The organism is Streptococcus sp. 27098_8_74 (assembly GCF_041431705.1).
Taxonomy (GTDB): domain Bacteria; phylum Bacillota; class Bacilli; order Lactobacillales; family Streptococcaceae; genus Streptococcus; species Streptococcus salivarius_E.
In genome coordinates, this window is sequence record NZ_JAPVYF010000008.1 from 52,590 (window position 1) to 71,532 (window position 18,943).

Consider the following 18,943-nt stretch of genomic DNA (forward strand, 5'->3'; position numbering starts at 1 on the left):
CCCTAAACCTCATACAAAAGCTCTATATCTTCCTGCTGCCAGCGATTAACTAGGCTATCTCGGCTAGCTTGGTCAAAGGCAAAGGCAATACCACAGTCACCACCACCTGCTCCAGAAGACTTAGCAATGGCATCTAGGCCTTGCTCAGCTTCTTTGAGTTTTTTCAGCTTGGCCACATAAATATCTGGACTAACTGATTCCAACTGGTCACTGACAGTTTGAAGGCTGCTCTTAAGTAAATTCTTATTTCCTGTTTCCAGTGCCTTGAGGGCATCTTGGACGGCAACTTCTGTTTCACTTAAATACTTGCTTGATATGCGAGATTTAGCCATTTTAACCATATCTTTTGAAATAGCAGCTTGCTTGGTCCACCCCACCAAAAAGTGAGCTTTGAGAACTGGCACTACAGGACTGATACGATAGCCCCAGTCTTTTTCCAAAAGCTCTGTTAGAGTTATTTGGTCTATAAGCTCTGCTATTTTTTCACGGTCAAAGGAACGATAGGAAATCAAATCCTCGTATACGATACAAGCTAAATCTCCCATAGAACCATTATCTCCCTGCTTGAGGAGGGTGTAACTAGCTAGCTTAAAGAGAATGTCTTTGGATAAGTCTTTCTGAAGGGCTGCTGCCAAGGCCTTGAGGGTCAATACCACAACAGAACCCGAAGAACCGATACCAAATTTAACCCCATCTCGTTCCAACTTTCCAGTGATGGAAAGGTCCAGAGCGGGTAACTTCTCACCACAAAAGGCCTCAAAAGTATTCAAGGCCTCTTGAATGAGGGCGTAATTTGCGTCTGGCTCACGGCCCACACTATAGTCAAACATATCTGAAGACAGCTGTGTGCTTGGTGCTTCCTTGACCTCTGCTGACATGAAAATAGGAATAAATTGGATTAGGGCTGTCTGCCCAGCTGTTAAGACTGAGTATTCTCCAGCAATGTAGAGTTTCCCACCTGTTTTTACTGTGACCTGATTGACCGACTGCTTAGGCATCTGGCAACTCCTTAGTGCGTGAAACAATGACCTGATAGTCCTTACTGAAGTGGTCTGCTAGGCGGTCTAGGTCTTCTTCCAGACAGAGCACCTTAACATTTGGTCCTGCATCCATAGTAAAGTAACACTGCTCACCAGAGGCACGGAGGGCCCTAACCTCGTCCATAGCCTGATATGAGGCTTCCGTTAAATATGAAAATGGTGGGTTAGCCGTGCTTGTGGTTTGGTGCATACGAAGGGCATTGGCTTCAGTGAGCTCACCCACCGCTTGGAAATCATTAGCCTTGAGGTAGTCTAACATATCCTTGTAATCCTGCTCAGACTGTTTAATCCACTCTGGGAAAGAGGTCGATGTTTCGGTGCACAATTTCATACCGTCCCGGCTTGATACAGGTTTCTTTTGATCTGTCAAAACCAGCATAATCATGGCCAATTTAAGGTCTGTTTCAACCGGGTAAACCTCACCACTATCCTTGTCCCAGGCTGTCAATGGTCCAAAGAAAGAACGTGATGATGAGCCTGAAGCAAACTTGGCAATTTGAGCTAATTCAGACTGCGTTTTTCCGACTTGGAAGAGCTCGTTAGCTGCTTTAACTAGGGCAGAAAGTCCTGAGGAACTTGAGGATAGACCCGCTGCTGTTGGCATGTTGTTCCAAGTTTCAATCTTGACATGTTGGTTTGGATTAGTACGGAAGAGATCTAAAACCTTGCTGGCCTTGGTTGTTTCTTTTTCCCCTTGGAGCTCATCATCGATATACATGACATCACCAGTCGCATCCTCAGGCAGAAAAGATAACTTGGTTTCCGTATACATATTTTCCAAAGTCAGTGAGATACTACTGGTTGAAGGAATCATACGCTCCGCATCCGCCTTACCCCAGTATTTGACAATAGCAATATTTGCGTACGATTTGACGCTTACAGGCTTTCTATCCACGTGTTTACGGCTCCTTTTTCTTGAAGTTTTTTAGCAATCGTTCGGGCTTGGTCTTTAGTACTTGTCAGGGCAATAATACAGCCACCAAGTCCTCCGCCTGACATCTTGGCTCCCAGTGCACCATGCTCCAGAGCAGTTACTACTAGAAGATCCGACAAATCACAAGACACCCCTAAAGATTTAAGGTGATTATGGGCTTGAGACATGAGCTGACCAAGAAGCTTTTGATCCTTGGCTTTGAGGGCACGTTCTGCCTTCTTACTTAATTCGCCCAGTTGGTTGAGATCTGACAAGGCATCTAAACCAATGGCTTCAACCTTTTCCACGGCCTCACGGGTATTTCCATGGATTCCCGTATCAGCAATGACCAGATAGGCACCTAAATTAACCTCGATTTCCCTGAAACCGATATTACGCGTAAAGCTAATGGCTTGGTCACTCAAGCAGGTCTTGGCATCTAAACCACTAGGTTTACTATGGGCAATGGTCTCCGCCTGATGAACTAGCATTTCCAAGGTCTCCTGGCTAAGCTCCTGATTAAAATAATCAAAGACCGCTCGAATTGCCGCAATGGCTACAGCCGCAGACGACCCCATACCACGCTTTTCAGGGACACTAGACTTAATAGCATAGCTGATAGGCTGATTCTTGATTTTCAGATAATTAAGAGCTGAAAAAATCGCCGTCGTCAAGGGATCTTGAGCCTTGAGCGTCAAAGGAGTCTTAGCCGCCTGAATCTGACAGACAACCTCAATATCCTTAAGAGGGAGGGCAAGGGCAGGATGACCATAAACGACCGAGTGCTCCCCCATCAAAATAATCTTACTGTGAGCCTTGCCCACTCCTACTTTCTTAGTCATAAATTACACACACTCACAGACGAATTTGCAGGCGAGTATCTTTCTAGATTTTTCATACAGATTCTAGTGGTGACTCAAGGTCAATCAAGCATTCAAAGGAGACAGAGAGCACCAATCTAAGGAATTTTCTTATAGCACTTCTATCTTATCATCAAAGCGCAAAAAAAGCGACATCTAACCTAGAGTGTCGCTTTGTATGGATGATATACTCACAAAAAAGAGCCTCTCGGCTCTTTTCATTTTAAATCGCAAACAAATCGTTTAGGTTCTCAGCCATAGTTGGGTGAGTAAAGATTTGTTTAGCCAAATCTGTATATGGAATGTGATGATTCATCGCTAGGGTAATTAGATTGATAATTTCATGAGATTCTTGACCAAAGAGGGTCACTCCCAAAATTTCCTTAGTTTCAGGATTTACCACAGCTTTGAAGGCACCACGCAAATCGCCATTAACATGACCACGAGGCATGCCAGCAACTGGAAGTTCCTTGACAGCAACTGGTCCACCTGCTGCTCTGGCTTGATCTTCAGTAAGACCAACTTGTGCCAAAGGTGGGTTGAGGAACATGGCAGTTGGAACTGCTCCACGTGTTTCAAGGTTATAGCTACCATCCCCTGTCAAGTAATTAAAGACAATACGGAAATCATCTAGTGAAATGTAAGTGAATTGGAGACCACCATTAACATCACCCACCGCAAAGACACCAGGAACACTTGTTTCTAAATGCTTATTAACCTGAATACCGCCACGTTCTGTCAAGGCAATATCTGTATTTTCCAAGTGAAGGGGTTCGATATTAGGCTTGCGTCCTGTCGCATAGAGGAGAGCATCAAAACGAAACTCACCTTTGTCAGTAACAACGACAACTTCATCACCGTCATTCTTAACTTCAGAAGTTTTAACACCTTGCTCAAAGACAATGCCGTCCTCTTCCATGTATTCCTTGGCCAACTTAGCAATAGATGGCTCCACACGTGGCAAGAAGCTAGTCGCAGCATCCAAGACAGTCACTTGGCTTCCCAAACGGTTAAAAAGGCCAGCAAATTCAAGACCGATATTACCACCACCTAGGACACCCAGACGTTTTGGCAAGGCTTCAAGGGTTTGAATACCAGTTGAATCGTAGACATGCTCAGTTGTTGTCAAGCCAGGAATAGGCAAGACATTAGATACAGCACCAGTATTGATAACAATAGTCTCAGCTGTAAGCTCTTGGCGGTCATCACCAGCCACTACTTCAATAACCTTATTTGACACAAAATGTGCCTCTGCATCAATGACATCAACGCCATTGTCTGCCAACATTTTATAATTCTTAGCATTAAGACGACCAGTCACTGCACCACGTTCCTTCATGGTGTCGTCAAATGACCAGCCCTTCTCAGCCGCAACAATCATAGTCTTGGTTGGGATACACGCAATATTAATGCAAGTACCACCATACATGGCTTTACTGCGCTCGATGACAGCAACTTTCTTACCAGCTGCATTCATCTTAGCAGCCAGAGTTTTACCGGCTTTACCGAAACCGATAACAATCAAATCATAGTTTAACATTTCTGTATCCTCCTATCTATTGCCATTCTATCATTTAATTTTTCAGACTGCACATATCTGAACTGAAAATAAAAAGAGGCTACAAGCTCCACTGTAACCCCTTTCTCATTCTATTTTAATAGATTTCCATAAGTCCACTACCTAAGTGTTTTCTCGCAGAAATTCTAATATCATTTTATTAAATTGCTTACTTTCAATAAAGGCTGCGTGCCCCAGTTTGCTAAATTCATAATAGGAAGCATTTGGAATGCCATTTGCCAGCTCCCTGGCGCCATCCACACCCAGAACTAAATCGTTTTTGGCTCCCAGAACAAGGGTCGGACAAGTGATTTTATCAAGCGAACTATAGCAATCAAAGGCTAGAATTGACTTGGCTAAACAGACAAAGCGATGGCGTTTTTCCTTGCTTACAGACTTCAAAAATAATCTGTTAATCACATATAATTTCTTTAAAACAGGTGACGAAAATGATTTACTCATGGAATCCATATTGAGCTTATCCATATCACCATTTTCTGCCATCTCTATCCACCCTCCTATGGTTTCTCTACTGATGGCATTATTGCGAGAGAGTGTCAGAGCTAATACTAGTTTCTTCACCTCTTGAGGATATTTGATAGCAAATAGCTGAGCAATCATGCCTCCCTGTGATATGCCTATGATAGAGGCATTAGCAATATGTAATTCTTGCAAGGACTGATAGAGGTCATCCGCCATATCCTCAATAGAAACGCCTTCTTCGATGTGGTCCCTTCTATCAAAAATATAGACCTTGTACTCCTTAGCGTATTGATAAAATAGTGAGTAAATAGTCAGGTTGGACATATCACCTAATCGTTGCAAACTTAATCCCGTAATGATAATAAGAGTTTTGTCTCCCTTACCAAAAGTGACATAATCTACACCTGGGTCCGACAAATGATTTCTTTGAATGGTAAACATTATCTACACACTTTCTATTGTAAGATTTAAGTAGTATCATGCGTCTGGGGCATTATTTGATGCCATGATGATAATACTTACCAAGACAACAAAGGTAACTTGCCAAAGAGTGAAGGCCATGAAATCCCCACCTTTAAAAATAAGTAGGTCACAAACTAAAATAGCCAATAGCACAGCATTTTTTCTAAAAAGTTGGTCACAATTTTTCCAAAAAGTTTCAAAAGAAATATTAGCTCCTATCTTACGAACAAGCCTCACATGATAAATAATCTCAACTAGAGATGCTACAGTTACTGTGGTTAGCAGTTTGGTCAAAGAGACATCCATACGAAAACCAAAATAAAAGACGACAAGCTGCGAGAAAACAATTGCTGTGATCACACGAATATGGTTGGCCACGATAAAACCTCCTAATGGCAAGCATTATAGATACTCATTACTCCCCTTAATATTTCTACTCATTATAGCATAAAATAAGACCAAAATTAGAAAAAATCCATCCTTTGCAACTACTCACCCCTCAACTAGCAAAAAAATGATTCACTTCTTGTCTCAGACCACAAAAAAAGAGCCAACCAAATCATGGTGCGACTCCTCTTTGTTTATGCTAAATAATCTATTTATGCCAATTCATCAATTGATGTATACTCTCTGTCTAAGCCCTTTGCAACCGGTTTGCTAGTAATATGACCTTGGTAGGTTGTAACCCCTTGACGAAGACCTTCGTCGTCGTTAATGGCTTTTCTGAATCCTTTTCCTGCAAGGGCTTCAATATAAGGCAATGTGACATTGGTAAGGGCAATGGTTGATGTACGTGCCACAGCTCCTGGGATATTGGCAACAGCATAGTGAAGGACACCATGTGTTTCATAAACAGGCTCATCGTGAGTAGTCACACGATCCGCAGTTTCAACAACCCCACCTTGGTCAACGGCAACGTCAACAATAACAGAACCTGGACGCATTTGTTTAACCATATCGTCTGTAACGAGTTTCGGCGCTTTTGCCCCTGGGATAAGAACTGCACCGATAACCACGTCAGCATCTCGGACACTCGCTTCAATATTGAGTGGATTTGACATAAGTGTTTGAATTTGGCTACCAAAGACCTCTTCAAGGACAGACAAACGTTTGGCACTGATATCAAGGATAGTCACTTGAGCCCCAAGTCCAAGGGCAATGCGGGCTGCATGTGTCCCTACGACACCACCCCCGATAATAGTTACTTTACCTTTAGGAACTCCAGGCACACCACCTAGGAGAACACCAGAGCCACCTTCTTGTTTGGTCAAGAAATGTGCACCGATTTGAACGGCCATACGTCCTGCTACTTCACTCATTGGAACCAAAAGTGGTAGGTGACCTTCTTGGCTACGTACTGTTTCATAGGCCACACCTGTTGTCTTAGCATTGACCATAGCATCTGCCAATTCTGGCGCTGCTGCCATGTGCAAGTAAGTAAAAAGTAAAAGGTCCTCACGAAGGAAGCCATATTCTTCAGCAAGTGGCTCCTTAACTTTAACAACAAGTTCTGCTGCCCATGCTTCTGCAGCAGTTGCAACGATTTTAGCACCTTGATTGGCATAATCTGCATCCGCAAAACCAGAGCCAAGGCCTGCATTTGTTTCGATTAACACGACATGTCCCTTAGCTACAAGACTTTGCACACCAGCAGGCGTTAGAGCCACACGGTTCTCGTTATTTTTGATTTCTTTTGGAATACCAATTAACATACGTTTCTCCTTATTCGGAAGTTATAAGGTCAACCATCAAAAAGATGACTTGACCACTTCCTATCTATTTTTGAAATGATAACGCTTTCATTTTATCTAAAAAACTCAAAAATAGCAAGTGAAAAATCTTCCCTCCCTTTCTAAGTCCTGAAATCTTGCTTCTAAAATACGACAAAAGAACCCAACCAATCGGCTGGGTTCTTAAGTGTAAACTAAATGATCAAAAGAATATTTTTCCTTAGGCACGTCCTCCTTTTCAATATCAAAAGTAGTACCAATTTAAAGTCCTTAAGCTTTATTTAAAACTCTTAACAAAATAATCAAAGAGTCCTTGGTCTTTTAAGAACTTATGTCCCAAGAGAAACTCAGCATGCCACTGAACACCTATAAATGGGGCGTCAGTGAAGCTCTCAACTCCCTAACAAGTTTTTCATTACTGGTAATACCGATTAAGGGAATGGTCATTTGCCTTTCTCCTTAAAATAGTCAAGTAGGAAAAGGGCGTTTTCCACATAGTAATTAACAGCTACTGGCAAGGCCTCATCTTTCACAAGGAAATCATCATGATGCCAGTCTGGTGCATTTTCTTCACCATTAGAGCCGATAAAGGCAAAGACTCCTGGTATTTCCTTTTGATAGGCCGCAAAGTCTTCGCCCCCTGTTGATGGCAAAGTTTCAATCACTTCTGCAAAGGCCTTAGAATTTTCAAAGATGAGTGGTGTGAGTGTCTGGTCATTGTAGGTCACGTAAGGTGAATTGCCCCAAGTAATGTCAACTTGAGCACCAAACTGGTCTGCTGTCGCCCGAACGACCTTTTCAAAGCGGGCAATGACATCTTCACGAACCTTAGGCTCAAAGGTACGAATCGTTCCTTCGAAAAAGCCCGCTGCTGGAAGAACATTCCAAGTATTTCCAACTTCGATATGAGTAACTGACAATACTGCTGATTCAAAGGGCGATACCGTACGAGCAACAATCTGTTGTAAATTGTTGATGATGGTCGTAGTGACCAAGACCGTATCCACACCCAAATCAGGACGGGCAGCATGGGACGAAACACCTTTAACATCAACCCTAAACTGCTCCACACCTGCCATGATAGCTCCCGAACGAAGACCAATCTGACCAGGTTTCAAGTGAGGATTATTGTGATAACCGATGATAGCTGACACACCGTCAAGACCACCCGCTTCAATGACCTGATAGGCCCCTTGGAAATTTTCCTCGGCCGGTTGGAAAATCAAGCGAACAGTCCCCTTAAGCTCGGCTTCTCTTTCTTTTAAAAGCTGAGCAGCTCCGAGAAGAGAGGTCTGGTGAAAATCATGACCACAAGCATGCATGGCCCCATTGTCGCTGGCATAAGGAAGTCCTGTCTTTTCCTTGATCGGTAGGGCATCAATATCAGCACGCAAAGCAATAATCGGATGACCTGACCCAATCTCAGCGATAAGTCCCGTCTTCAAGGGATAATTTAAAGGCTCAATACCTAGATTTCTCAAATAGCCTTTCAAAAAGACTGTCGTCTCGTGCTCCTCCTCAGAAACCTCTGGATGTTGGTGAATCTGATGACGTGTCTTTGCTAAATGATCGTAAAATGCTTCTGTCATAATGAACCTCCCTCTCTGATTAGACTTGGTCATTGCTCCTGACTTACTTCAGTTCTCAATCGAATTGATACCATCATACCACCAGAAACAAGGCTTGAGAAATTAAAAAAACTTATGGAATGCCATAAGTTTCACTTATACCCCTAGAAAAGACCGTCGTTATGGGCCTTACAGTATTAAGGGTCATGATAGAGGGAACCTATCATGAGATTGAAAGTTCCTATCGCACTTTAAACCACATAGGGCTACTAGCCAAGATAAGTACGTAAGATTGCTTTTTCCGCTTCCGTTAACGCCCGGTAGGAACCTACTACCATCCCTTCATTAAGCTTAAACTCTCCAAAAGAAATACGCTTAAGATAGGTTACCTTGACGCCATAAGCCAAAAACATCTTTTTCACTTGATGAAACTTGCCTTCCGAAATCGTAATTCTAGCACAGCTCTTGTCACTCGCAGAACTTAAAACTTCCAGCTGAGCTGATTGACAAACAGTACCATCCTCAAAGACAACACCGGATTCAAAAAATGCAGGTGCATCAGGCCCAAGAACATCATTGACCTCAACATAATAAGTCTTAGCCACATGATAACGTGGGTGAAGCATGGCAAATCCCAAGGGACCATTGTTAGTAATCAGCACCAAGCCTTCCGTATCTCTATCCAATCGGCCCACAGGATAAAGACCGTCTCTCTTATCTTCAGGCTTTATCAAATCAATGACTGTCTGGTGTTCCTTGTCCTTTCGAGCTGACACTACTCCTGCTGGTTTATTCATGAGATAGTAAACTTCTGGCGTATGCTCCAGTTCCTTACCAGAAACCGTGATGGTTTGAAGACTAGCATCCACATTAAGATTATCTCGATCCGCCAAGACACCGTCTACATAAACTTGACGACTACGAATGAGCTTCTTGACCTGATTGCGGGAACCAAAGCCTGCCTGTCCTAATAATTTGTCTAAACGCATAACCTTATTGTATCACGGATAGGCCTGGTCTAGCAGACTAAAAAAGGAGGACATAAGAAAGGTCTCAAAAGAACGCTCGATAAAACAAAAAGTCTACCTTAAAAGATAGACTTATTACATTATTAACACTTACACATTTACATGGAAGATATGCCCAACCAAGAAGGTCACAAGCATGGTCAAGAGTCCTACTGTCAAGTTACGCAACATCGCTTGTTTAACAGGTGCTTTTCCGAGCTTGGCACTGATATAACCAGTCAAGAGTAAGGTAAGGGCAACCACGACCACTGTTACAGGAATACGGTAAGGCTCTGGGAACAGCATGATAGCTAGGGCTGGTGGCAAGGAACCAACTGAAAAGGCCAGAAAACTAGATACAGCAGCATGCCATGGATTGGTAATTTCATCTAAATCCACCCCATATTTTTCCTCAACTAAGACCTTAATCGGATTCTTATTGAAGGCTTGATTAACCTTAACTTCAGCTGCCGTTTCACAATCCCCCTGACTGAGGAAGGTTTGATACAAACTCTCTCTAGCTGCCTCAGGAGAGCGGTCCAAGAGGGCTTGTTCCTTAGCGATAGCAGCTTCTTCAGTATCTTTTTGCGTTGACACACTGACATATTCGCCACCTGCCATCGAAAAGGCACCGGCAAAAATCGCTGACAAGGCAGAAATCAAGATGAACCAAATGTTAGATGTCGCACTGGCCACACCGATAACCACTCCTGCAATGGAAATGATGCCATCATTGGCACCCAAAACACCAGCTCTCAAAATATTTAAACGTTCTGCAAAATTCTTATCTTCCAATTTTCTTACTCCTTATTTAGAATGATTCTAAAAAGTATTATAACAGTTATTTAGAATGATTACAAATAAGAAGTTTAAAAAGTAGAATTTTTAAGGTTTACTCCAGTCACACGCAAACTCCAAAGCTAATAAAGCCACCTTATCTTTTTCATCTAAATCCTCATGACTAGATAAGGTTCGGATATCCCATTTTTCTTCAGAGAGGTGGTCTGCCGCATAGAAGAAATGGCAGAGCTCAAAGCCTCTATAAGCTGCTAAAGCTGCCACTGCTGAACATTCCATATCCACACAGATGGCTCCTGCTTCCTTTCGTCGCTTCATCTTGTCGATGGTTTCCCGGTACGGTGCATCTGTCGTCCACACTTTTCCTGACTGATAGGAAACCTTGTGGCTTTCCAGAAAGGCTTGGAAGATCGGAAGGGTTTTCTTGTTTACTTCCACTTCATCACTAGCTGGAAGATAGTGGTAACTGGTCCCCTCGTCGCGAAGAGCAGCTATTGGAATGATGATGGAGGTCGCTTCGATATCTCGATCTAAAACTCCACAGGTCCCAAAAAGAACGAGCTTTTCCATCCCAAATTGAATTAGGTCCTCAATAATCCCCACACAGGAAGATGCCCCAACGGGTGCATTAAAGGCACCAATCTGTTGGTCTCCAATAGTGATCCCATAGACCACGACTTCAAAATTAGCCATAGAGGTTCTTGCAATGACCTCATGGTCATAATTCTCAAGGAGGCGAGCAAAAGTTACTCTTGAAAAGCAAGAGATGACAACTTTGGGAAATCCTTCAATTGGTTCGTGTAAGTCTTGTGGATTGATAATCGCTTGTCTATTATCATCAAATTCAGTTAGTAGCATACGTGACCTCCTTAGGTTTTAGGACCCATTATAACACAAAAAAATCAGACCAAAAAGAACGGTCTGATTCTATCACTATTTATTCTTCATTCTCCAAATCGTCCAGCTGTTTTTCAAGACGTCTTCTCTCATATCTTCCCAGTGCTGTGAGAGCCCAATTCATAAAAAAGACAAAGGGAATATACAAAATATAAGTAAGTGGCCAAGCCATGAGATATCTAGGATCCAGGGGATTATTATGATAGACATTGTGGTTAAACTGATAGTTAGCTGACATTATCATAAGAGTGATAAGCGCAGTCACCAGTAAACAACCTAAGACTGTCATTCCGGAACCCCCAAATGTGTTAACACTAAGTCGTTCAGATCTATAAATAGACCAAATCCATGCTATAAACAATGGGAAGGCTAAGTAATTAGAGGTAATAACCCCCTTGTTAAAGAAGGAACTATAGACCAAGCACGCAAGCGTCCCAGCAATCATTATGTAAAAACATTCTGCACCAACTTTATTATTTAGAGCTTTTTCTCGTTCATCTGTAACTTTATTATTAACAAGCTTAAATTTCATCATCTTTACTTCCTTCCTAAATCTCCCAAAACAGTTGATCCAAAGTCCTGTCCAGTGTTTTGCAAATGGCAATGCATAAACCTAGGCTGGGATTGTACTTTCCAGCTTCAATCAAGCCTATGGTTTGTCTTGTTGCACCTACCGCTTCTGCCAAGTCACCCTGGGTCATATCATGCTCTGCTCGAGCTGCTTTTAAGCGTAAATTCTTTGCCACATGCCCTCTCCTTTTCATCTTATCTGATATTATCGTCGACATTGATTAGGTTCACCATCTGTTTTCATCTTAATTATACACTATATATTTCCATTTGCAATATATATCTGTTATTATTTTAGAAATAAATTGCAAAAAAAACCAAGATTTCTCTCAGCTTCTTAACTATTTAAACTTAAGCAGGTGTTACATCCAAGCTTTCACCAATAGCCGCAAGGCGTGAGACAACTTCTTCTTGGTTCAAACCATTTTCAGAGACATAACGGTTGCGTGGGTGAACACGACATTCATGTGAGCAGCCACGGAGGTATTTGTCTTCATTTTCCTCTGAAGCAAGGATACGACGGTTACAGAATGGGTTACCACAGTTGACATAGCGTTCGCAAGGCGTACCATCGAACCAATCCTTACCGACAACGACAGGATCTACATGGTTGATGTCAACGGCAATACGCTCGTCAAAGACATACATCTTACCATCCCAAAGCTCCCCTTGAACCTCTGGATCTTTTCCGTAAGTCGCGATACCACCATGCAATTGACCAACATCTTTGTAGCCTTCACGAACCATCCAACCTGAGAATTTCTCACAGCGGACACCACCAGTACAGTACACAACCACGCGCTTGTCCATGAACTCTTCTTTATGGTCGCGGACCCATTGTGGCAATTCACGGAAGTTGCGGATGTCTGGACGAATGGCTCCACGGAAGTGACCAAGGTCATACTCATAGTCATTACGTGTGTCAAGGACAACTGTGTCCTCATCTAAAAGGGCGTCTTTAAACTCTTTTGGTGACAAGTAAGCACCCGTTGTTTCAAGCGGATTGATGTCGCTGTCAAAGTTATCATCCTCTAAACCAAGGTGAACGATTTCCTTCTTGTAACGCACAAACATCTTCTTGAAGGCTTGCTCCTCTTCCTCATCAATCTTGAACCAAAGGTCTTCCATCCCTGGAAGGCTGTGAACGTAGTCCATGTATTTTTGAGTGGTTTCGTAGTCCCCAGAAACCGTTCCATTGATTCCCTCGTCAGCGACCAAGATGCGTCCTTTCAGACCGATTGACTTACAGAAAGCCAAGTGGTCAGCCGCAAATTGCTCAGCGTTTTCGATGGGAAGGTATTTATAATAAAGCAATACTCGAATAGGTTTTGCCATTGTATGTCCTCTTTCTTTATGAAATATCTATATCTGTTGTTTGATAGTCAAAGTCAACTTAACTATTATAGCGCTATCAAAGAGGGCCAGGCAATTGATTTGCTCGGAAGTGACTTTTCACAAAAGAAAAAGGTTGAGTGCCAAATGCCTCAACCTGAGTTTCCTAAGATTGTTTTTCAAAAGATAGCATTACAATTTCGCAGCAGCAGCCTCATCCAAGATGAGGGTCACGTCTGGATGATGTTGCAAGACACTGGCTGGGACTTCCTCTGTCACTGGCCCCTTAACCATCTTGAAAATGGCATCTGCCTTCTTGTCGCCATAGGCAAACAAAATGATCTTCTTGGCAGCCATAATGGAGGCAATCCCCATTGAAATAGCCTTTGTAGGGACTTGGTCTCGACTGGCAAAGAAACGGCTATTGGCTTCAATGGTGCTGTCCGTCAAGTCAACCACATGGGTTTGACTATCAAAAGACGTACCTGGCTCATTAAATCCAATATGCCCATTACTTCCGATACCTAAGATTTGCAAGTAAATGACATGTTGGGACAAGATGTCATCGTAATCCTTGGCCGCCTGTTCTAAATCTTCAGCCATGCCGTCAGGTAAGAAGCTCTCTTTAAATGGCTTAGCATCAAAGAGTTGAGCCTTCATAAAGGCATGGTAGCTCTGCTCATGGTCTGGTGCTAGTCCGACGTATTCATCCAAATTAACGCTGTAAAGTTCCGAAAAATCCACGTCACTCTCAACCATCTCTTGGTAAAGGGCGATAGGTGAACTACCTGTCGCCAATCCCAATGTCTGAGCACCCGCTGCAAGGCTCTCTTTAAGAAGATCAAAGGCAACTTGGCCTCCCTCAACTTGATTTTTAACTAAAATCTTTTTCATTCTATTCACCTCGATATTGGTATATACCATTTTTTCTTTATTATCTCTTTTTTTAACCTTTTTGTCAAGCGCTTTCACTCGACAAGTTTAATGACGGTCGTCCTATATCGTGCTATAATAAAAAGGCTGAACATTTTTAAACGAGGAAACCAATGAATACTAACGATTTTGATTTTGAACTACCAGAGGAACTAATTGCCCAAACCCCATTGGAACAACGTGATGCCTCTAAACTCTTAGTCATTGACCCTGTAACCAAGGAAATGACTGATACCCACTTTGACCACATCATCGACCAGCTTAACCCTGGCGATGCCTTGGTCATGAACAATACGCGCGTGCTTCCTGCCCGCCTCTACGGTGAAAAGCCTGATACCCACGGCCATGTGGAATTTCTCCTTTTGAAAAATACCCAAGGGGATCAATGGGAAGTTTTGGCTAAGCCTGCGAAACGCCTTAAAGTAGGCGCTAAGGTCAGTTTTGGTGATGGCCGTTTGACTGCCACTGTCACTGAGGAACTAGATCACGGTGGTCGAATCGTAGAATTTAGCTACGACGGTATCTTCCTTGAGGTATTGGAAAGTTTGGGCGAGATGCCATTGCCACCTTATATCCATGAAAAATTGGAAGACCGTGACCGTTACCAAACGGTCTATGCCAAGGAAAATGGCTCTGCCGCTGCACCAACAGCTGGTCTCCATTTCACACCTGAATTGCTTCAAAAGATTGAAGCCAAAGGCGTAAAATTGGTCTACCTCACCCTCCACGTTGGATTGGGAACCTTCCGACCTGTTTCTGTTGAGAATGTCGACGAACATGAGATGCACTCAGAGTTTTACACCCTCAGTCAAGACGCTGCCGATACCCTCAATAGCGTCAAAGCCGCTGGAGGCCGCATCATTGCAGTAGGAACTACTTCAATACGAACACTTGAGACAATCGGCAATAAATACGATGGTCAACTCCAAGCCGACTCAGGCTGGACCAATATCTTTATCAAACCAGGCTACCAATTTACAGTCGTAGACGCCTTCTCAACCAACTTCCACCTCCCAAAATCAACCTTGGTGATGTTGGTTTCAGCCTTTGCTGGTCGTGAATTCGTCCTTGATGCCTATAAACACGCCGTCCAAGAACGCTACCGCTTCTTCAGTTTCGGAGATGCCATGTTCGTCACACGACCTGCTGAGAAATAAATATTAATTTTGAGGCTTCTCTCACTGGGGAAGTCTCTTTTATTGCTCGTTAAAATCAGCAAAAATCCACCAGTTATGAACTGATGGATTATTTTGTTTATTTCTCTGCAAACTGGCTATTATACAAATCGTAATAGAAGCCTTTATCTGCAAGAAGGGATTCATGGTTCCCTTGTTCGATGATTTGACCATCTTTAAGGACCAAAATCTTGTCTGCCTCTTGGATAGTTGACAGACGGTGAGCAATGACAAAGCTTGTTCGACCCTGCATGAGAGTTTTCATGGCTTTTTGAATCAAGAGTTCCAAACGGGTATCAACTGATGAGGTTGCCTCGTCCAAAATCAAAATTTTCGGATCAGCCAAAAGCGCACGCGCAATGGTCAAAAGTTGCTTTTGTCCCAGTGAAATGTTACTTGATTCCTGGTTCATTTCCATGTTGTAACCGCCAGGTAGCGTACGGATAAAGTGGTCCACATTGGCAGCCTTAGCGGCTTCAACAATTTCTTCATCAGTTGCCTCAAGATTACCAAAACGAAGATTTTCCTTGATAGTTCCTTCAAAGAGCCAAGCATCCTGAAGCACCATACCAAACTGTTTACGATAATCCTGACGTGATAAGTTACGAATATCATGACCATCAACCGAGATAGAACCAGCCGTCACATCATAGAAACGCATGAGAAGATTGATAATCGTTGATTTTCCAGCACCAGTTGGGCCGACAATAGCGACCATTTCGCCAGGATTGACTTCAAGATTAAAGTCACGAATCAAAGGTTTATCAGCCACATACTGGAAGTCTACATGCTTAAAGCTAACCTGACCGGTCAAATCTCCTTCAAGCACTTCAGTAGCATCATTAGCCTCGTCTGGTTCATCCATCAGTTGGAAAATACGGTCCAAAGAAGACTTAGCACTCTGCAATTGTCCAGCTAACTGAGTCAAGTTCTGAATAGGTTGATTAATCTGCCAAACGTACTGAACAAAGGCCTGCATATTACCAATCGTCAAGCGACCAGCCAAAACTTGCAAACCACCTAGAACAGCGACAATGAGATAGGTCAAGTCAGATAAACCATTAAGTACAGGCATCATGAGGCCTGAAATGAAATTGGCCTTAAAACCTACCTTCTGAAGGTCTTCCGTAATCTCTTTAAAGTCGTCTAAAGATTTATCCTCACGGCCAAAAAGTTTAAGCACATTGAAACCAGTCAGATTTTCCTGAACAAAACCGTTAAGAGTACCTAGGGCATCAGCCTGCTGCTTAAAGTAAGGTTGAGACTTACTCATAATGAAGCGAGCACCAAAGAAAGTAATGGGAATAGTGACGACAACCACAGCTCCCAACTGAAGATTAAGGTAAAGCACTGTTCCAATAACTAAGACTAGAGTAAAGACGGCATTAACAATCTGCAAGAATGACTGCTGCAAGGCATTAGATACTGTCTCAACGTCACTAGTAAAGCGGCCCAAGAGGTCCCCAAACTGGTGCTTATCAAAGTATGACACTGAGGTACGATTGATTTTATCGGTCATCTCATTTCGCATATCTTGAACCGTTGCTTGCACAGCATTGGTCATAAAATAGTTGGAATAGTAAGAAGCCAACTCATAGATGAGACCACGCAAGAGATAAAAGACCAGAACTATACCAACATAGGAAACGTTGATATGGGCACCTTCCACACCCTTGACCATGTCCAGTGTATTTTTAGTCAGTTCCGTAATAGCTAATCCAATGACTACAGGTTCAAGGACACTCATGATGACACTAACAATTTTCAAGAAAATGGCTAGGTAAAGTGGGAAACGATAAGCCTGCAAGTATGACCAAAGACGGCCAAAACTTGAGGAATGATTTGTTTTCTTTTTATTATTCTTCATTTTGACCTCCTTCTAGTCTTCCGTAAGACTCTTTTGATTCAATTGTGAATTAGCAATTTCACGGTAAATCTCATTGCTTTCCATAAGCTCTTCATGACGGCCACGACCAACGATTTCACCTTCATCCAAAACAATGATTTGATCAGCATCCATGATAGTTCCCACACGTTGGGCTACAATCAGGACTGTCGCATCTTGAGTCACTTCTTTTAGACGACGGCGCAAGGTCGCATCAGTCTTGTAGTCCAAGGCAGAGAAGGAATCATCAAAGATATAAAGATCAGGACGTTTAACCACCGCACGTGCAATTGACAAACGCTGCTTCTGTCCACCAGAAAGGTTGCTACCACCCTCAGCCAAATGAGAATCATAGCGTTCTTCCTTACTTTCGATAAATTCCTTGGCTTGAGCCACATCAGTAGCTTGATTCAATTCTTCATGACTGGCATTTTCCTTACCATAACGGATATTTTCACCGATAGTCCCTGTAAAGAGTAGGGCTTTTTGTGGAATAAAGCCAATCTTACGACGAAGAGCCTTAAGATTGTAATCACGGACATCTACACCATCAACAAGAATGCGTCCAAGTGTTACATCATAAAAGCGTGGAATCAACTGTACAAGTGATGATTTTCCTGAACCCGTAGACCCAATAAAGGCAATGGTTTCACCAGGTTTTGCCTTGAAAGAAATGTTGTGTAGGACAGGACTTTCAGTTTCACCAGGATAGGCAAAGGTCACATTGTCAAACTCCAAATATCCCTTAGTCTCGGTTTCTGTCACGCCATCTTCATTTGGATTGATAGAAATCGGCATGTCCATAATTTCCTGCAGACGTTCACTAGATACCGCCGTACGAGGATACATGGTAAAGAGATTGGCTAGGAAAAGGAAGGACAATAGTGCATGGAAGCTGTACTCAATAAAGGCAACCAAGTCACCGATTGCTAAAGTCCCAGAACCTAATGGCTCAAGAGCAAACCAAACAATTGCCACAATCATGGCTATGATGATTTGCACAAAAAGTGGCTCGGTCAAACCAGTCAATTTGAAAAGTTTGTTTGAATTATCCGCATAGACAGCATTTTCAGAAGCGAACTTCTTCTCTTGAAAATCTTCTCTAGCAAAAGCACGGATGACACGAAGTCCAGTCAGATTTTCACGAGCATACTGGTTAATCTTGTCGAGAGTTGCCTGTTGTTTTTCAGAAAGCGGACGCGTTTTTACCGCCACATACCATACTACTACGGCTAGGAAAGGCAAGGAGATTGCCACAATCCAAGCCAAAGATGGACTTGTCGTCAAAATCAAAAAGACACTGGAAACCATCATCAAAGGAGTGATAACCCCTAGCTTAAGAACCTGATCCGCAAACTGCATAAGCACAAAAGCATCTGATGTAATACGAGTCACCAAAGAGGATACCCCAATCTGCTCATACTCGTGGTGGGAATACTCCTGAAGCTTAGCATAAATGTCATTACGCATGACTTGCACCATAGTAGTGGTCAACTTACCAACTGCATAGGACAGAAGTATACGACCAACAATCCCAGTCAAAACTACACCAAACATGACCCAAGCATAAGCGTAAAGCTTATCAACATCACCACGGTTTATTCCCTCATCAATCATTCTGGCAAGAACCGTCGGCAAACCCAAGTTAGCAATAACAAATAAAATGGCTGCCGTAAAATTCATTGCTAGCCACTTAGGATAACGTCTGAGATAAGACCAAATATAAGCCATA

General features: G+C 42.7%; 18 protein-coding genes. 1 reads left to right on the forward strand and 17 read right to left on the reverse strand.

What is annotated here, in order from left to right; all coding sequences use genetic code 11:
- Positions 1–2: 2 nt before the first annotated feature.
- The 15 genes from O3670_RS04470 to O3670_RS04540 all read right to left on the reverse strand — a co-directional run bounded on the left by O3670_RS04470 (position 3) and on the right by O3670_RS04540 (position 14,112).
- On the reverse strand, positions 3–998 hold the full coding sequence (locus O3670_RS04470) for a phosphomevalonate kinase (protein ID WP_371595835.1): 996 nt from the start codon (positions 996–998) through the stop codon (positions 3–5).
- On the reverse strand, positions 991–1,935 hold the full coding sequence (mvaD, locus tag O3670_RS04475; RefSeq protein ID WP_004182973.1) for a diphosphomevalonate decarboxylase: 945 nt from the start codon (positions 1,933–1,935) through the stop codon (positions 991–993). The genes O3670_RS04470 and mvaD overlap by 8 nt, the downstream gene beginning before the upstream one ends.
- On the reverse strand, positions 1,917–2,795 hold the full coding sequence (gene mvk, locus O3670_RS04480) for a mevalonate kinase (RefSeq protein WP_037601538.1): 879 nt from the start codon (positions 2,793–2,795) through the stop codon (positions 1,917–1,919). Before mvk ends, mvaD begins: the two co-directional genes overlap by 19 nt.
- 241 nt (positions 2,796–3,036) lie before the next feature.
- A complete protein-coding gene (locus O3670_RS04485) occupies positions 3,037–4,353 on the reverse strand; it encodes an FAD-containing oxidoreductase (protein ID WP_060972453.1) in 1,317 nt (438 codons plus the stop codon).
- Positions 4,354–4,494: 141 nt separating this feature from the next.
- Complete coding sequence (locus O3670_RS04490; RefSeq protein ID WP_155123835.1) at positions 4,495–5,295, reverse strand: alpha/beta fold hydrolase; 801 nt, start codon at positions 5,293–5,295, stop codon at positions 4,495–4,497.
- 36 nt (positions 5,296–5,331) lie between these two features.
- Positions 5,332–5,694, reverse strand: coding sequence for a hypothetical protein (locus O3670_RS04495; protein ID WP_195914466.1), 363 nt, complete (start codon positions 5,692–5,694; stop codon positions 5,332–5,334).
- Positions 5,695–5,915: 221 nt separating this feature from the next.
- On the reverse strand, positions 5,916–7,028 hold the full coding sequence (ald, locus tag O3670_RS04500; RefSeq protein WP_155123833.1) for an alanine dehydrogenase: 1,113 nt from the start codon (positions 7,026–7,028) through the stop codon (positions 5,916–5,918).
- Between the two features lie 461 nt (positions 7,029–7,489).
- Entirely contained in the window at positions 7,490–8,635 is a 1,146-nt protein-coding gene (locus O3670_RS04505) for an amidohydrolase (protein WP_371595836.1), read from the reverse strand.
- Between the two features lie 248 nt (positions 8,636–8,883).
- Positions 8,884–9,603 (reverse strand): 16S rRNA pseudouridine(516) synthase, encoded by a 720-nt coding sequence (locus O3670_RS04510; protein WP_155211657.1) that lies wholly within the window; start codon positions 9,601–9,603, stop codon positions 8,884–8,886.
- Positions 9,604–9,732: 129 nt separating this feature from the next.
- Positions 9,733–10,416 (reverse strand): VIT1/CCC1 transporter family protein, encoded by a 684-nt coding sequence (locus O3670_RS04515; protein WP_002890291.1) that lies wholly within the window; start codon positions 10,414–10,416, stop codon positions 9,733–9,735.
- 90 nt (positions 10,417–10,506) lie between these two features.
- The gene (locus O3670_RS04520; RefSeq protein ID WP_070654931.1) at positions 10,507–11,277 is read right to left on the reverse strand and encodes a nucleoside phosphorylase; all 771 of its coding nucleotides are present in this window, start codon (positions 11,275–11,277) and stop codon (positions 10,507–10,509) included.
- 79 nt (positions 11,278–11,356) lie between these two features.
- A complete protein-coding gene (locus tag O3670_RS04525; RefSeq protein WP_014621324.1) occupies positions 11,357–11,851 on the reverse strand; it encodes a DUF6773 family protein in 495 nt (164 codons plus the stop codon).
- Positions 11,852–11,864: 13 nt separating this feature from the next.
- The gene (locus O3670_RS04530) at positions 11,865–12,062 is read right to left on the reverse strand and encodes a helix-turn-helix transcriptional regulator (protein WP_002885991.1); all 198 of its coding nucleotides are present in this window, start codon (positions 12,060–12,062) and stop codon (positions 11,865–11,867) included.
- Positions 12,063–12,237: 175 nt separating this feature from the next.
- A complete protein-coding gene (gene trhO, locus O3670_RS04535) occupies positions 12,238–13,221 on the reverse strand; it encodes an oxygen-dependent tRNA uridine(34) hydroxylase TrhO (RefSeq protein WP_195914462.1) in 984 nt (327 codons plus the stop codon).
- Positions 13,222–13,410: 189 nt separating this feature from the next.
- Complete coding sequence (locus O3670_RS04540) at positions 13,411–14,112, reverse strand: glucosamine-6-phosphate deaminase (protein WP_371595837.1); 702 nt, start codon at positions 14,110–14,112, stop codon at positions 13,411–13,413.
- Positions 14,113–14,264: 152 nt separating this feature from the next.
- On the opposite strand from O3670_RS04540, the gene queA reads away from it, so the two are divergent.
- Positions 14,265–15,308 carry a tRNA preQ1(34) S-adenosylmethionine ribosyltransferase-isomerase QueA gene (gene queA / locus O3670_RS04545; protein ID WP_060973333.1) on the forward strand — a complete coding sequence of 348 codons (1,044 nt, stop codon included), beginning with the start codon at positions 14,265–14,267 and terminating at the stop codon, positions 15,306–15,308.
- Between the two features lie 97 nt (positions 15,309–15,405).
- Here the strand turns inward: queA and O3670_RS04550 are convergent, their stop codons facing one another.
- Entirely contained in the window at positions 15,406–17,193 is a 1,788-nt protein-coding gene (locus tag O3670_RS04550) for an ABC transporter ATP-binding protein (protein ID WP_371595838.1), read from the reverse strand.
- A 12-nt stretch (positions 17,194–17,205) separates the two neighbouring features.
- Positions 17,206–18,942: an ABC transporter ATP-binding protein gene (locus tag O3670_RS04555; protein WP_371595839.1), complete on the reverse strand. Its 1,737-nt coding sequence runs from the start codon at positions 18,940–18,942 to the stop codon at positions 17,206–17,208.
- Between the last annotated feature and the right edge of the window lies 1 nt (position 18,943).